We start from the raw sequence: 16,180 nt of genomic DNA, 5'->3' as shown, positions 1-16,180 counted from the left end.
ATGTCGCAGCCACTGTTTGAAAAAGTTGCCTTTATCGGACTTGGATTGATTGGTTCAAGTCTGGCGCGTGTCATTCAGGCCGAGCATTTAGCCAATGACATCGTGGCATCGACCCGCTCACAAAAAACCTTGGAAGATGCCAAGGCACTTGGTCTGATTTCCAACGGATATGCAGATCCTGTAGAAGCCGTCAAAGGGGCAGATCTGGTGGTACTGGCATTACCTGTTCGTGCTACCCAGAAAGTGCTAGAAACGATCAAACCTTATTTGTTGGAAAATGCCATTCTGACCGATGTTGGCAGTACCAAAGGCAATGTGGTAGAAGCAGCCAAAGCTGTGTTTGGTGAAAATCTGCCAGCCGGTTTTGTGCCGGGGCATCCAATTGCGGGTGCTGAACATACCGGCGTGCATGCAGGTAAGGTCGATCTATTTGCCAATCACAAGGTGATTTTGACGCCGTTACCAAGCAGCGGACAATGGGCGGTCGATAAACTGATTCAACTGTGGCAGGTGGCCAAAGCGGAAGTGATTTGTATGGATGTGGAAAAGCACGATGAAGTGCTGGCCCATACCAGTCATCTTCCGCATCTGATGGCCTTCAACCTGGTCGAACAACTGGCCAAGCGCGAAGACAATCTGGATATTTTTCGTTATGCTGCCGGTGGCTTCCGCGACTTCTCGCGTATTGCCGCCAGTGATCCACAAATGTGGCATGACATCTTTTTTGCCAATAAAAAGGCGATTCTCAATGCCGTGGACGGCTTTGAAGCTCAACTCGCGATTATCCGCAAGCTGATTGAAGATGAAGATTCACAAGCTTTAATGGGCTTATTGGGGCATGCGCAAGCCGCGCGTCAGCACTTCAATCATATGCTCGCCAAGAAACCTCTCATGGAGAAAAATAAAGTGACACAACAATTTACCATTCAACCAGGTGCCAAGACGTTCCAAGGTAAATTTACCGTGCCAGGTGACAAATCTGTGTCACACCGTTCCATCATGTTTGGTGCCATCGCTGAAGGCACAACGCATGTGACGGGTTTCCTTGAGGGTGAAGATGCACTTGCAACTTTACAGGCATTCCGTGATATGGGCGTAAGCATTGAAGGCCCTAAAAATGGTGAAGTGACCATTCATGGCGTGGGTATGCAAGGTCTGAAAGCACCGAAGTCTGCGCTTTACATGGGCAACTCGGGTACTTCGATGCGCCTGCTGGCTGGCATGCTGTCAGCTCAGAAATTTGATTCGGTGATGACGGGTGATGCATCCCTGTCTAAACGTCCAATGGAGCGTATTGCAAAACCATTACGTTTGATGGGCGCGCAGATTCAAACTACGGGTGAACGTGGTACACCACCAGTATCGATTACGGGTAATCAAAACCTGAAAGGTATTCAATACGACTTGCCAATGGCATCTGCTCAGGTGAAATCAGGTATTCTGCTGGCAGGTCTTTGGGCGGAAGGTGAAACTTCAGTGACTGAACCTGAACCAACCCGTGACCATACTGAACGTATGTTGCGTGCTTTTGGTTATGAAGTAAAAACTGAAGGCAACCGTATTTCCCTGCAAGGTGGCGGCAAGCTGGTGGGTACTAACATTCAGGTGCCTTCTGATATTTCATCTGCAGCTTTCTTTATGGTCGGTGCAGCGATTACTGAAAATTCAGACGTGACTTTGGAAGCGGTAGGCATTAACCCGACCCGTACTGGTGTGATTGAAATCTTGAAACAGATGGGTGCGGACATCACTGTTGAAAATGAACGTATTGCAGGCGGTGAACCGATTGCAGACATTCGTATTCGCGGTACACGTACGTTAAAAGGCATTCATATGCCGGAAGACCAAGTGCCACTAGCAATTGATGAATTCCCGGCATTATTCATTGCTGCTGCATGTGCAGAAGGCCAAACGATTCTAACTGGTGCTGCTGAGCTGCGTGTCAAAGAATCTGATCGTATTCAAGTGATGGCAGATGGTTTGAAAACCATGGGCATTGACTGTACACCAACTGATGATGGCATCATTATCGAAGGTAAAGGTAAGACAGGCGACTGGTCACCAATCTTTACTGGCGGTGAAATTGAATCGCATCATGATCATCGTATTGCCATGAGCTTCTCTATTGCAGGTCTGCGTAACTCAGGTGAAATCAAGATTGTTGGGACTGAAACCGTCGCAACCAGTTTCCCAACCTTCACTGAACTGACTTCTCAAGCTGGTCTGGCGATTGAAGTGACAGAATAATTCTAAAATTTACATGAAACAGCCAAGCTTTTGCTTGGCTGTTTTGTTTATATTGGCTTATGCTAAAACCATACAACAAAAAAGCCATTTGGATGTAGCAATGCGAAAATTAAAATTTATGGCCAATCCTCAGAGCCAGGAACAATTACAGGGCAGTCAGCAGGCTCAGGAATATGTGGCACATCTGCTGACGGAAGAGCTCGGTAAATATGGCTTTAAAACCTTGGCGCAAAGTGGCGCACAAGTGGCCGTAAGTGTCGATGAACACGAGTTGCCATTATCAGTGAGCTGTGAGACACGAGACCAGGAAGGGCACCTGATTTGTGAAATCGCCTCTTACCCGGATGAAGAACAGGACTGGCTGGACCGGATTACAGAACAAAGTTTATTAAATCAGTTGGCACAAGCTGTTGAAGCATCGTTGAAAGAACAAGAAAGTTTTAGTGAGTTTGAGTGGAAGAACTAGTTCAACAAATGCAAAGTCTTTCGCCTATATTGCAAAGTAAACGTCTTGTTTTAGATTATTTTAAGTCATCCGATGCTGCGGAAGCCTATGCCTCGATTACCCCGAGTTTGACCCGTTTTATGGCATGGGATGCACCGGAATCTGAACAGGTATTTGCAACAGTCTGGCAAAACTGGCTAAACAATATGGCTGATCATAAAGAATATATTTTTGTGATTCGCCATATTGAAAGACATGAATTTATCGGATTATGTGGTTTGCATCGACTGCATGATGAAATACCTGAAGTGGGTATCTGGATTCGTGAAACGGCGCATGGTCATTATTATGGACATGAGGCAGTACGTTGTATTGTGGGCTATGCTTTTAATACATTAGGGATCAAAGCTTTGAGCTATCCGGTAGCCGAAGAAAACTGGGCTAGCCGAAAAATTGCAGAACGTGTAGGTGGAAAAATTACCAACCACCTAGATAAACCTAAATATCGGGCTGTAATTTATGAAATTCATGCTAAAGATTTTATTTCTGAATAAAAAAACCTCATCATTCGATGAGGTTTTTTTGATCAGCTTAATGCGAGGAAACGGCTCATCGCAATCCGAAGCTGTTTTAAATAACCGGTAAAGAAATGATTTGCGCCAGGCAAGATCGTGACCAGATGACGTTGAGGCTTGGCCCATTCAATCATGTCGGATAAAAGCGTGACATCATCCGCTTCACCATGAATAAATAAAATATCACCTTTGATCTGTGGTGTAACATAGTGACGTAGGCCAGCTACGGTTGCAGTCGGTAGACCACACAAAATCACTTTTGAAGGTTGCAGTTCAACTGGCAGGGCGGCGTAACACTTGGCCATAACATGTGCGCCAAAACTGAAACCGCCCGCAAAGAAAGGCAGGTCAATATGTTGGCGACGCGCATATTTAATGACTTCAAGTATATCATCCGTTTCGCCAAAGCCTTCATCATGCAGACCGGCACTTTGACCAGAACCACGGAAACTTGGACGATAGACAACACAACCACGCTCTAAAAACATTTGCGCCAGTAACACCGGAACTTTATGTTGTGGTGTGCCACCTTGTAATGGATGGGGATGACAAACAATCGCGAATCCTTTCACTTCACCCTGAGGATAATCCACAAAAACCTCAAGTTGGCCAGCAGGGCCTTGGAGGTAGATTGGTTCGGACATAGCAAACCGATAAATTGCAGGAGAATTTTCTATTTTAACGATTATGATAAATAAAAACATGAATTGGAATTAAAATAAGTCTACTGATATAGTTTGATTAATCATTTTTTAACCAGGTCGCTATGCTTGCTTTAATTTCTCCAGCCAAGACTCTAGATTACGAAACACCTTTACCTACCGATCAATTTACTCGGGCAAGATTGCTGGAACATTCCCAGGAATTGATAGAAGTTGCCCGCAAGTTATCAGCAACTGAAATTTCCAGCTTAATGAGCGTCAGTGAAAAAATTGCCAATTTGAATGCGGAACGCTTCAGAGACTGGCAGCCGGATTTTGATTTTTCCAATGCTCGTCAGGCAATCTTTGCCTTTAAAGGGGATGTTTATACCGGTCTGGATGCTTACCAATTAAAGCAGGATCAGATTCATTACGCACAGAACCATCTGCGTATGTTATCCGGCCTCTATGGCTTATTGCGTCCGCTGGATCTGATGATGCCTTACCGTCTGGAGATGGGAACCAAATTGACTAACCCACGTGGTGCTCATCTCTACGAGTTCTGGGGACATACCATCACTGACCTGATCAATCATGATCTGGCAGCAGCAGAGTCTGAAATTCTGGTCAATATTGCTTCGGATGAATATTACAAGGCAGTGAAAGAAAGCAAAATTCAGGCTGAAATCATCAAGCCGGTATTTTTAGATCAGAAAAATGGCAAATATAAAGTCATCAGCTTCTATGCCAAGAAAGCTCGTGGTTTAATGGCGCGCTTTATCATTGAAAACCAGATTAAACGAACTGAAGACTTAAAAGCCTTTAATATCGATGGGTATTATTTTGATGCTGAAAGTTCACTAAAAGGTGAGTTGGTATTTAAACGTGATGAGCAGCTGGCTGCTTAAGGTAAAAGATTCACCCAAGACTGAATGAAGAAATTTTCTTAAAAGTCTTGGGTAAATTTAAGTTTAGCAATATTAGGTTGAATTGAATAAAAATTAAAAAATAGGGAAGGAACTTTCAAAATATCATTTATTTAGAAGAATTTTTAACAGGAAATGGATGAATTTTTTAGAAGAAAAGCTAAATAAAATAATGAAAGCTATAGTGAGCTTTAAAAGATATTTTTCACTCGATAAATTTATATAGTAAAAACAAATTTCTAAAAAAATAAAAAATAGAATCAATCAATTAATTTCTTTTAATATTCAAAAAATGACTAAAAAATAAAAAAATATGACTCAAAAAATTATGATTAATTGAATAAGAAGTATAAAAAAATGAAGAATATAAAAACTCTAAATAATTGAAAAAACTGCATTTTATCGGGTTACTTGTAAACTATGTCACAATTTTATTGTTATTTTGTTAGCATAATTTCAATGCTGTTACATAACTCAACTACAAAAATGAAAATTTATACGATTCCTATTTTTGTGCTGATGGTGGGTTTACTCGGTTATTGTGTTCACCAACAGGCCGAAACAAGAAAACATGAAGAGCTTCATCAGATTTTGAAAGAAGTACAACATTCAACTAAATTGCTGAATGCAAATCGGCCCCGACCTTAATAGATTTGCATAAGCTTTTTAATTAGGGGGGTCAGGTAAAAAGATAAAAATAAAATCATAATAAATAAAAGAAAATTTAATAATAATAAAACTGACTTATATTAATTTTTAATAAAATATAAATTCTAAGAAGCAATCAGAAATCAATGTGTTATAATTTGCAAAAGATAAAGTTAGATCAAATTTACTTTAATTAAGTATTTGATTCTAATGATGAAAAAAGCTGCATAGGGGTTATGCAGCTTTTTTGTTTAGATTGTTTTTTGAGTTTTTCTAGCGCAGTTTTCTTACTGTTCGCTATTGAAACATTTTGACCCGCTAAATGGCGAAGCTGGCATATTCGTTGCTAACAGATCCTTAAAATTCATGAAGTTTTCTATAAAATTTCCTGGATTCGGCGGCATGCTTAAAGCATAAAGTTTACTCAATAGGGGCTAGGTCATGACGACTCCTAATCCATCTTCAGAAAATATGCTGGAACGTCTGTTCAAACTGAGTGAAAACAAAACCAGTTTCCGTACAGAAGTTGTGGCAGGTGTAACCACGTTCTTGACAATGTGTTACATCATTATTGTTAATCCGATGATTTTATCCGAAACCGGGATGGATCATGGGGCTGTCTTTGTAGCCACCTGTCTTGCAGCCGCAATTGGCTGTCTGGTAATGGGGCTAATTGCCAATTATCCAATTGCACTTGCGCCGGGTATGGGGCTGAATGCCTTCTTTACCTATTCAGTCTGTCTGGGAATGGGTGTGCCTTGGCAAACTGCATTAGGTGCAGTATTTGTATCAGGTTTGGTTTTCATTGCCATTAGTATGTTCAAAATACGTGAGGCGATTGTCAATGCCATTCCAATGTCTCTCAAACTGGCGATTGGTGGTGGTATTGGCCTGTTCCTGGCTCTGGTAGCACTGAAAAATGCTGGCATCATTGTTGATAATCAAGCGACCCTGGTGGGTCTGGGTGATTTGAAACAGCCAACTGTTATGCTTGCGCTACTTGGCTTCCTGTTAGTGGTGGTAATGCATCACTTCAAAGTACGTGGTGCGATCATTATCAGTATTTTGGTAATCACTGCGATTTCTACTGCTTTAGGTTATAACCAGTTCCAGGGTGTAGTGGGTCAAATTCCTTCACTGGCACCAACCTTCTTGCAGATGGACTTTCAAGGTCTGTTTACAGCTAGCCTGATCGGTGTGATCTTCGTATTCTTCTTGGTCGATCTGTTTGACTCTACTGGTACGCTAGTAGGTGTTTCACATCGTGCAGGTTTGTTAAAAGATGGTAAATTGCCGCGTCTGAAAAAAGCATTATTTGCCGATTCTTCTGCGATTGTTGCAGGTGCCGCTTTGGGTACTTCTTCAACTACACCTTATATTGAGTCATCAGCGGGTGTTGCAGCAGGTGGTCGTACCGGTCTGACTGCAGTTGTGGTTGGCTTGCTGTTCATTGCCTGCCTGTTCCTGGCTCCATTGGCTCAATCTGTACCAGGCTTTGCAACTGCACCAGCATTGCTATTTGTCGGTGTATTGATGATTCAGGGTATTGTCCATATTGAATGGGATGATATTACTGAAGCGGTTCCGGCGTTCCTGACCATTGTATTCATGCCATTTACGTATTCAATTGCAGATGGTATCGCAATGGGTTTTATCAGCTATGCGCTGATTAAACTGCTGACAGGTAAAGCGAAAACTGTTCCATACATGGTATGGATCATCGCAGTACTATGGGCATTGAAGTTCTGGATGTTTGGCGGCTAATTTTTGTCGAATATCAAAAGGGTGTAAACTCAGTTTGCACCCTTTTTTATTTTTCTCAGGTTTAATCAGGAGTAGCGATGAACCGTCTTGAATTGATTCAGGCTTTGCCAAAGGCTGAGCTGCATGTGCATATCGAAGGTACCTTTGAACCTGAGTTAATGTTTGCGATTGCACAGCGTAATGAAATTAGCATTCCTTATAAATCAGTTGAGGAAGTGAAGCAGGCTTATAATTTCCATAATCTGCAATCTTTCCTGGATATCTACTACGCGGGTGCCAATGTTCTGATTCATGAACAGGACTTTTATGATCTGGCTTGGGCATATTTTGAAAAATGTGCGGATGATAATGTCGTGCATACTGAAATGTTCTTTGATCCGCAGACGCATACCGATCGTGGCATTGCCTTTGAAACCGTAATTAATGGCTTGCAGAAAGCCTGTGATGATGCGAAAGCTAAGTTAGGCATTACTTCACATCTGATCATGTGTTTCCTGCGTCATCTTAGTGAAGAAGCAGCATTTGAAACATTAGAACAAGCGCTGCCTTATAAAGATCGGATCATTGGAGTGGGGCTGGATTCAAGTGAAGTCGGCCATCCACCGTCTAAGTTTGAATGTGTTTTCGCTAAAGCACGTGAAGCCGGTTTTCTGGTAGTCGCACATGCGGGTGAAGAAGGTCCGGCAGAATATGTCTGGGAAGCTTTGGATTTATTAAAAGTTAACCGTATTGACCATGGCGTACGTTCTGAGGAAGATCCAGAATTGATGCAGCGTTTGATTGCAGAGAAGATGCCGCTCACAGTATGTCCACTTTCAAACCTAAAGCTGTGTGTTGTGGATGATATGCAGCAGCATAATATCCGTCGCCTGTTGCAGCAGGGTGTGCATGTGACAGTGAATTCAGATGATCCTTCGTATTTTGGTGGTTATATGAATGACAATTTCATTGCCATTGCTGAAGCTTTAGATCTAAGCAACGAAGAACTTAAACAGCTCGCAATTAATTCTTTTGAAGCTTCATTTATTTCTGATACTGAAAAACAGAAATGGATCAGCCTGATTCAGGCACTTGTTTAAAATATCATTCCAGTAAATTTGTTAGCCCAAAGAGGGTAGAGTTCGCTCTGCCTTTTATAATTTGATTTGTGAACCAAAGATGAAATTAAAATTCCTGTGGCCTGTTCTTGCTGTTAGCTTAATCAATCCTGCTTGTGCAGATACCTCAATGACTCAGAAAGCCCTGAAACCTGTGATTGAGTATCAGTGTGGCCAAGAGCTGAAAGATTCCAAAGTCTGGAAAATGGGTACTTATTTCATGGCTGAAGCCAATAAACAGCATTTACAGCAAAAAGTGTGTGGCTGTGTGGGTGAGCATGCTTTGGAAGGTGTGCCGGCCAAAACCCTGTTAAAAGCAACCATTGATGAAGAAACTAAAAAAGAGCTGACCCGTAAAGCAATTGCCAATAGCTTAAAAGGCTGTATGGGTGAGTTTATCAATTAAGGATTTTTGGGTGCTGGATTATCCAGACTTTACCTTTAGATTAATAGTGAGTCTTCTTTCCTGTGATGGCTATGAGTCTGGCTGCGCGCAGATTAAACATCATGACTCATTTTTAGATTTCTTATTGCGATAAACTTCGGCACAATAGCGCATATTTTAAAAGCTGAAAAAAGGATAAAATCCGTGAAAAAATTATTGGCTGTTGTTGTACCATTAACACTTGTTCTTTCTGCATGTGTAGCACCACAAGGTGCCAGCACCACAACTCAAGCAAGTACAGGTCAGCAACTCGGTTCTGCAGCCATTAAAATTGCCATCAATGCAAAATGTGTCACTGAACTGAATAATATTCCGGCTTGGCAAACTGCAACACGTTTAATGACAGAAACACAAAAACAGAATATCCAGTCTGAAATCTGTGGTTGTGTGAGTGAAAAAGCACCACAAAACGTGACTGCGGTGGATTTGGCAACTGCAGCAATTGACCCAGCAGCACGTGCGACTATTGTAGGCAATGTCGTTGCAAATACTATTAACGCTTGTGTGGCTGAAGCTGTAAACTAAGTCAAAATCAAATTTGAATAGGCTGACTGGTTCAGCCTATTTTTTATGGGAAATAAAATGAATATTGCTGGTGTAGATGAAGCAGGGCGTGGGCCATTAGTAGGATCGGTGGTCGCTGCGGCTGTGATATTGGATCCGAATAACCCGATTGAGGGTTTAAATGATTCCAAGAAGCTAAGCGAGAAGAAGCGCGAAAAACTTTTTATTGAGATTCAGGAAAAAGCATTGGCTTGGGCGATTGCTGAGGCCTCTGCAGCAGAAATCGACGAGCATAATATTTTGCAGGCCTCTTTACTGGCAATGCGCCGCGCTGTGGAAGCATTAAGCATTCAGCCGGAACATGTACTGGTCGATGGCAACAAGATTCCTCAGGGCCTTGCGATGAGTTGTGATGCGGTCGTAGGTGGGGATGCCTTGCATCCTGAGATTTCAGCAGCCAGTATTCTGGCTAAAGTGACCCGTGATCGCCAGATGGTGGAGATGGATCAAAAATATCCGCAATTTGGCTTTGCCAAGCATAAGGGCTATCCGACCAAAGCACATTTTGAAGCGATTGCCTTACACGGGGTGATTGATGAACATCGTCGTAGTTTTGGACCAGTGAAAAAAGTGCTGGCAGCGTTGCTTGATCAGCAGCAGGCGGGATAAAGTTTGATTATTTTGCTATGCAGTTGAAAATTAGGCAAATTAAAAGCGGCTTAAAAGCCGCTTTTATATTCATACAAAATTAACGGTTAAAGTTATTTTGTGTCTGGTTATCATCTTCATAAGAAGAAGGTTGATAATCCTGGTCAATATGCTGAAGATGTTCATGCATTGCACGTTCATGCTGGATACGCTGGTAAATCTCTTCACGGTGTACAGAGACTTCTTTCGGAGCATTTACCCCAATACGAACCTGGTTGCCTTTTACGCCAAGTACAGTCACGCTGACTTGGTCTCCGATCATTAAAGTTTCCCCGACGCGTCGAGTCAAAATCAGCATGTTTCTCTCCTTGCAAAATGCAAAACCTGCAATCTATTGAATGTAATAAAAAAACACAACCTAAAATTATATAATTAAAGTTTGAATAGAAAGTCCTATCCATGAAATGAAGAGGTTAACTATCCAGACTGTTGAAAATCCTTAGGCTTAATATAACAGAGCCACTATAAAAAAAACTATAGTGGCCCTGCATTTTTGTAGAGATTTAATGAAATACTGTCAGACAATAACGGTATTTTGTAGTTCTCTTAAGCGCGTGCGCTAGATTCACCATGTTCACGGTCTAAACCGAACGCAGTGTGAAGTGAGCGAACTGCAAGCTCAAGATAATTCTCTTCGATAATCACAGAAATCTTGATTTCAGAAGTAGAGATCATCAGGATGTTGATACCTTCATCAGCAAGAGCAGTGAACATTTTGCTTGCTACACCTGCGTGAGAGCGCATACCTACACCGACGATAGACACTTTTACGATGTCATCACGAGTTGCAACTTCACGTGCGCCAATCGCTTGAGCTGTCTCTTCAAGGATTTTTTTGGCTTTAGCAAGTTCACCGCGGTTTACAGTAAACGTGAAATCAGTTGTACCATCTTCTTCAACGTTCTGGATAATCATATCCACTTCGATATTGGCATCACCAATTGGTTTAAGAATTTTAGATGCAATACCTGGCTCATCTGGAACACCCAGAATAGTCAGTTTAGCTTCGTCGCGGTTGAACGCGATACCAGAGATAATTGGCTGTTCCATGTTGTCTTCCAGTTCAGTAGTAATAAGAGTTCCGACGTTGTTTTTGAAGTCTTCGTCAAATGCGCCATCAGTGTCATTATCGAAGCTTGAGAGTACGCGTAAAGGCACTTGGTACTTGCCTGCAAATTCTACAGAGCGAATTTGAAGAACTTTAGAACCTAAAGATGCCATTTCCAGCATTTCTTCGAAAGAGATACGGTCTACTTTTTTCGCTTTAGGAGCAACACGAGGGTCAGTCGTATATACGCCATCAACATCTGTGTAAATCTGACATTCATCCGCTTTTAGCGCTGCAGCAAGGGCAACACCTGAGGTATCAGAACCACCACGACCTAAAGTTGTGGTATTGCCATCAGCATCAAAGCCCTGGAAACCTGCAACCACAATCACGCGGCCTGCATCTAGGTTTTCAGTCAATACATCAGTATCAATAGATTCGATACGTGCTTTGGTGAATGCGCTGTCAGTTTTAATACCAACCTGGCGACCAGTTAAAGATTTAGCTTCAACGCCAATTGAATTCAGCGCCATAGCTAACATGGAAATCGTTACCTGTTCACCCGTAGAAACCATTTGGTCAAGTTCACGTGGGTCAGGGGTTTCGGTAATGGCTTTCGCGAGAGCAAGCAAGCGGTTGGTTTCACCACTCATAGCAGATACGACTACAACCACCTTGTGGCCATGGTCATGCCAGCGCTTCACACGACGAGCAACATTGAGAATACGCTCGGGAGTACCCATTGAGGTACCGCCATATTTTTGAACGATTAATGCCATAGTTGTTCCATATAAACCATGACCCTGATTTTCCGATCAGGGTCAGTTACACAAAATGAAGTTTTTATTTTGCTTCAAGCCAAGCTGCTAAATCAGCCATCACTGGAGCAAACTTCTCGTTAAGTGGCGCGCCACCTTGTGCCAAGTCAGGTTTACCACCACCTTTACCACCTAGCTCTGCAGCCAAGTGTTTGATGATGTCACCCGCTTTAATAGAAGCAGTAAAGTCTTGCGCCACAGATGCAATCAAGCTCACCTTGTCACCCTCTACACCTGCAAGAACAATGACTGCATTTTCTAATTTTGATTTCACACCGTCGTGCAGATTACGCAATGCTTTCGCATCCATACCCTGAACAGTCGTGATTAGTGTTTTACGACCAGCAAGCTCTTGAACCTGACTTAAAAGTTCACCGGCTTGTAGGCTTGCTAATTTTTGATTCAGTTGTTCGATCTGTTTTTGCAATTGATGCGCAGTGTCCACCACAGCTTCAACTTTTTCGACTGTTTGATGGTTCTGTGCTTTTAACAAACCATTGATATATTGAACATCACGATCGACTTTCTGTACGGCTTCAACCGCTTTAGTACCGGTTACGGCTTCAATACGACGTACACCTGCTGCGACACCACCTTCAGACGTGATTTTAAACAGACCGATGTCACCTGTACGTTTAACGTGAATACCGCCACACAATTCGATCGAGAAGTTTTTCTCGTCAATCACTGAACCCATAGACAATACGCGAACTTCTTCACCGTATTTCTCACCGAACAGCATCATCGCACCTTTGGCTTTCGCAGATTCGATGTCGAGCAGTTCAGTCGTAACAGGCGTATTGGCAATTACTTCAGCATTTACCAGACGTTCAATTTCTTGCAGCTGTTCAAAAGTTACAGGCTGATCATTGGCAAAGTCGAAACGTAATACGTCAGAAGCAACCAATGAACCTTTTTGCTGTACGTGTGAACCCAGGATTTGACGTAGGGCAGCGTGGAGCAAGTGAGTTGCAGAGTGGTTACGAGCAGTTGCAGCACGAATCTCGGCTTTAACCGTTGCTTCAACGTTTTGAGTAACTTTAAGGTTACCCATAGTCACGATACCTTGGTGAACGAATGCACCACCAGATTTTTTGGTATCTTGAACTTCGAAAATACCAGTATCGTTTTTGAAGAGCCCTGTATCACCGATCTGACCACCGCTTTCTGCATAGAAAGGAGTTTGGTTCAGAACAATCAGTGCTTCGTCGCCTTCAACCACTTCGTCAACTTGCTCGCCATCTTTGTAGATCGCGATGATTCGACCTTCGCCTGCTGTTGCGTCATAACCTTCAAACTGAGTTTCGCCTTCAACTTTAACAACGCTGTTATAGTCGATTGCGAATTTACCTGCATCACGTGCACGTTGACGTTGAGCCGCCATTTCTTTTTCAAAGCCCGCTTCGTCAATGGTTAAATCACGTTCACGTGCGATATCTGCTGTAAGATCAGTTGGGAAGCCATAAGTATCATAAAGTTTGAATACGATTTCACCTGGAATCACTGAACCTTTCAGATTTGACAATTCGCCTTCAAGCAATTTCAGACCTTGCTCAAGTGTTTTAGCAAACTGTTCTTCTTCTTTCAGCAAAGCGGCTTCGATACGTGCTTTGTTTGCTTCAAGTTCAGGATAAGCTGCGCCCATCACATCAATTAAAGGCTGAAGCATTTTGTGGAAGAATGAACCAGTCGCACCCAGTTTGTTACCATGACGAACTGCACGACGGATAATACGGCGCAGTACATAACCACGACCTTCATTTGAAGGGTTCACGCCATCCGCAATCAGGAAGCAGCATGAACGTGCATGGTCAGCAACCACTTTAAGTGAAGCAGGGTATTCAACCGGTTTGTTTTCAGCTTGTGCTTTCGCTTCAATGTCTGAAGTATCTAGACCGATGATTTCAGCAGCAGCTTTCAATAGATTTTGAAACAGGTCGATTTCATAGTTAGAATTGACGTGTTGTAGAACCGCAGAAATACGCTCAAGGCCCATACCTGTATCAACAGAAGGTGCTGGAAGAGGGTGCAGTACGCCATCTGCAGTTCGGTTGAACTGCATGAAGACGTTGTTCCAGATTTCAATGAAACGGTCGCCATCTTCTTCAGGCGTACCAGGCAGGCCACCCCAGATATGATCACCGTGGTCATAGAAGATTTCAGAACATGGACCACAAGGACCAGTGTCACCCATTGCCCAGAAGTTATCAGAAGCATATTTCTCGCCTTTGTTATCACCAATGCGGATAATGCGGCTGGCATCTAGACCAACTTCTTTATTCCAGATATCAAACGCTTCGTCATCAGTGTGATACACAGTTACGTACAATTTGTCTTTAGGCAGAGCCAGCCATTTGTCGCCGGTCAGGAATTCCCAGGCAAATTTAATTGCATCACGTTTGAAGTAATCACCAAACGAGAAGTTGCCCAGCATTTCAAAGAATGTGTGGTGACGAGCTGTGTAGCCAACGTTATCTAAGTCGTTGTGTTTACCACCTGCACGTACACATTTTTGTGAAGATGTTGCACGAACGTAGTCACGTTTTTCCAGACCCAGGAAGCAGTCTTTAAACTGGTTCATACCAGCATTGGTAAACAATAATGTTGGGTCGTTGGCAGGAACCAGAGAACTCGACGCGACACGTGTATGCCCTTGCGATTCAAAGTAGCTTAAAAAAGCTTCGCGAATTTCAGCTGATGTCATAAAACGAGTACTCACAACCAAGTCACTCCATAATTTCCGATTTGGCTAAAAACATCACAGTCTGACAAGAAGGTTGGTTCTCTGCTGCAATGCGGGGCTTAAATATTTAAAAACGCCAAATTATAACGGAAAATGCCTGTTCAACCAATGATTTTCATATTTATAGATCATAAAACTATAAGGAATGAATATTGGAAAAATCAGAAAAATGCCCTGCAAAATCAAAAGCTATTGTCATTACAGCAATTTATCTTAATTCTCGCTGATAGAAAGACTGGATTGCTTCAAGTAAAGTATGAATTTTTCGATGAAATATTGGACATTCTGTGTAATTTTTAGTGGATTTAGCTGAATAGTTATCAGTCAGCTGGATAATTCCATTAATATAGGCGCACAAAGTTTTATGCCGCAGTAGGGAATGTCGATGCAACGTATCGCAATTAATGGTTTTGGACGAATCGGACGCAATGTGTTGCGTGCATGGTTTGAAAATCCGAAAGATTTTAATTTTGACATCGTTGCCATTAATGACGTTGCCGACGTTGAAACCTTATTGCATCTATTTAAATATGATTCTACTCATGGTCGTTTCCCGGGGCAGGTTGATCTGACTTATGAAGATGAGTATGCCTACCTGCATGTCACTTATCGCGATGCCTATCAGAAAGTTCAGGTGTTAAGACAGGCGAATCCGGTGGAAATGCCATGGCATGAACTGAATATTGATGTGGTATTGGAATGTACCGGCCTGTTCCGTTCGCGTGAGGCTGCGACTCAGCATATTACTGCCGGGGCAAAACGGGTCATTATCGGTGCTGCACCGTTTGATACAGTGGATGCCGCAATTGTCTATGGCGTCAACCATCGTGATGTCAAAGAAAGTGACCAGATTATTTCCAGTGTCTCTTGTACTACGCAAGCATTGGTACCTCTAGTCAAAATCATTGATGATGCCTTTGGTATTGAGACTGCACTGATGACTGAAATTCACGCAGTGACAGCGGATCAGTCAGTACTGGATCATGCCCATCGTGATTTAAGACGTGCCCGAGCTTCTGGGCAAAATATTATTCCAACCACATCTTCGGCTTTGGGTGCTTTAAAACGCGTAATGCCGAAGATGGAAAACCGGATTGATGGTTATTCGATTCGCGTGCCAACCATTAATGTAGCGGCCATTGATTTAACCTTTATCTCCCAGTCACCCATTACTGATCATCAGTTGAATGAAGTATTAATGAACGCTGCACGTCAGGATTTTGCTGAAATCATGTCTGTGACAGATGAGCCTCTAGTATCTTCAGACTTTAATCATTCGCCTTATTCATTGATTGTGGATCTGACCCAAACCTTGGTAGTGGGGCATCAGGCCAAAGTATTTGCCTGGTATGATAATGAATGGGGTTATGCCAACCGTTTGCTGGATCTCTGTGAATCCTTTTATACAGATTAAGCTATTTTGAAAGCATCCCAAATGGGGTGCTTTTTTATGCAAGATTAAAAAATTAGAAGAAAATGAATAAGAACTTGAACGTAATTGATCGAAAAGCTCTGGATTTATGCCGAATATTTCTGTGATCTGGATATTTTTTCGTTAAGATAAAGATAAT

15 protein-coding genes are annotated in these 16,180 nt (G+C 42.4%); 11 read left to right on the top strand and 4 right to left on the bottom strand.

The features are described 5' to 3' along the window. The 3 genes from B3143_RS08475 to B3143_RS08465 all read left to right on the top strand — a co-directional run bounded on the left by B3143_RS08475 (nt 1) and on the right by B3143_RS08465 (nt 3,246). Entirely contained in the window at nt 1-2,247 is a 2,247-nt protein-coding gene (locus tag B3143_RS08475; protein WP_004784225.1) for a bifunctional prephenate dehydrogenase/3-phosphoshikimate 1-carboxyvinyltransferase, read from the top strand. A gap of 100 nt (nt 2,248-2,347) precedes the next feature. After that, a complete protein-coding gene (locus B3143_RS08470; protein ID WP_004784223.1) occupies nt 2,348-2,713 on the top strand; it encodes a hypothetical protein in 366 nt (121 codons plus the stop codon). Beyond that, nucleotides 2,701-3,246, top strand: coding sequence for a GNAT family N-acetyltransferase (locus tag B3143_RS08465; RefSeq protein WP_004784222.1), 546 nt, complete (start codon nt 2,701-2,703; stop codon nt 3,244-3,246). Before B3143_RS08470 ends, B3143_RS08465 begins: the two co-directional genes overlap by 13 nt. Nucleotides 3,247-3,278: 32 nt before the next feature. On the opposite strand, the gene B3143_RS08460 is transcribed toward B3143_RS08465, so the two are convergent. Then, nucleotides 3,279-3,911 (bottom strand): alpha/beta hydrolase, encoded by a 633-nt coding sequence (locus tag B3143_RS08460; protein WP_034590098.1) that lies wholly within the window; start codon nt 3,909-3,911, stop codon nt 3,279-3,281. A gap of 122 nt (nt 3,912-4,033) precedes the next feature. On the opposite strand from B3143_RS08460, the gene yaaA reads away from it, so the two are divergent. The 7 genes from yaaA (at nt 4,034) to rnhB (ending at nt 9,961) form a co-directional block, all read left to right on the top strand. Next, entirely contained in the window at nt 4,034-4,816 is a 783-nt protein-coding gene (gene yaaA, locus B3143_RS08455) for a peroxide stress protein YaaA (protein ID WP_004784218.1), read from the top strand. Nucleotides 4,817-5,293: 477 nt separating this feature from the next. Continuing rightward, complete coding sequence (locus tag B3143_RS08450; RefSeq protein ID WP_004784216.1) at nt 5,294-5,482, top strand: hypothetical protein; 189 nt, start codon at nt 5,294-5,296, stop codon at nt 5,480-5,482. A 441-nt stretch (nt 5,483-5,923) separates the two neighbouring features. Continuing rightward, nucleotides 5,924-7,246, top strand: a complete 1,323-nt coding sequence (locus tag B3143_RS08445; protein ID WP_004784213.1) for an NCS2 family permease — start codon at nt 5,924-5,926, stop codon at nt 7,244-7,246. A gap of 77 nt (nt 7,247-7,323) precedes the next feature. Then, nucleotides 7,324-8,325 (top strand): adenosine deaminase, encoded by a 1,002-nt coding sequence (locus B3143_RS08440; RefSeq protein WP_004784210.1) that lies wholly within the window; start codon nt 7,324-7,326, stop codon nt 8,323-8,325. Between the two features lie 79 nt (nt 8,326-8,404). Continuing rightward, nucleotides 8,405-8,749 carry a hypothetical protein gene (locus tag B3143_RS08435; protein WP_004784208.1) on the top strand — a complete coding sequence of 115 codons (345 nt, stop codon included), beginning with the start codon at nt 8,405-8,407 and terminating at the stop codon, nt 8,747-8,749. Between the two features lie 183 nt (nt 8,750-8,932). Continuing rightward, nucleotides 8,933-9,313: a hypothetical protein gene (locus tag B3143_RS08430; RefSeq protein WP_004784206.1), complete on the top strand. Its 381-nt coding sequence runs from the start codon at nt 8,933-8,935 to the stop codon at nt 9,311-9,313. Nucleotides 9,314-9,370: 57 nt separating this feature from the next. Further along, the gene (rnhB, locus tag B3143_RS08425; protein ID WP_004784204.1) at nt 9,371-9,961 is read left to right on the top strand and encodes a ribonuclease HII; all 591 of its coding nucleotides are present in this window, start codon (nt 9,371-9,373) and stop codon (nt 9,959-9,961) included. Between the two features lie 79 nt (nt 9,962-10,040). Here the strand turns inward: rnhB and csrA are convergent, their stop codons facing one another. From csrA to alaS, 3 genes are all read right to left on the bottom strand, one after another. Continuing rightward, a complete protein-coding gene (csrA, locus tag B3143_RS08420) occupies nt 10,041-10,298 on the bottom strand; it encodes a carbon storage regulator CsrA (protein ID WP_004784202.1) in 258 nt (85 codons plus the stop codon). Nucleotides 10,299-10,546: 248 nt separating this feature from the next. Beyond that, nucleotides 10,547-11,827 carry an aspartate kinase gene (locus tag B3143_RS08415; protein WP_004784201.1) on the bottom strand — a complete coding sequence of 427 codons (1,281 nt, stop codon included), beginning with the start codon at nt 11,825-11,827 and terminating at the stop codon, nt 10,547-10,549. A 64-nt stretch (nt 11,828-11,891) separates the two neighbouring features. Next, nucleotides 11,892-14,585: an alanine--tRNA ligase gene (gene alaS, locus B3143_RS08410; RefSeq protein WP_286740085.1), complete on the bottom strand. Its 2,694-nt coding sequence runs from the start codon at nt 14,583-14,585 to the stop codon at nt 11,892-11,894. Between the two features lie 409 nt (nt 14,586-14,994). Here alaS and B3143_RS08405 point away from each other — a divergent pair, with 409 nt between their 5' ends. Beyond that, nucleotides 14,995-16,023, top strand: coding sequence for a type I glyceraldehyde-3-phosphate dehydrogenase (locus B3143_RS08405; protein WP_034170713.1), 1,029 nt, complete (start codon nt 14,995-14,997; stop codon nt 16,021-16,023). Nucleotides 16,024-16,180: the final 157 nt, after the last annotated feature.

Origin of the sequence: Acinetobacter sp. UBA1496, assembly GCF_002324975.1 — a bacterium.
In the GTDB taxonomy this organism is placed as follows: Bacteria; Pseudomonadota; Gammaproteobacteria; order Pseudomonadales; family Moraxellaceae; genus Acinetobacter; species Acinetobacter variabilis.
The sequence above is the reverse complement of the archived record's forward strand: the minus strand, read 5'-3'. Positions and strand labels throughout refer to the sequence as shown.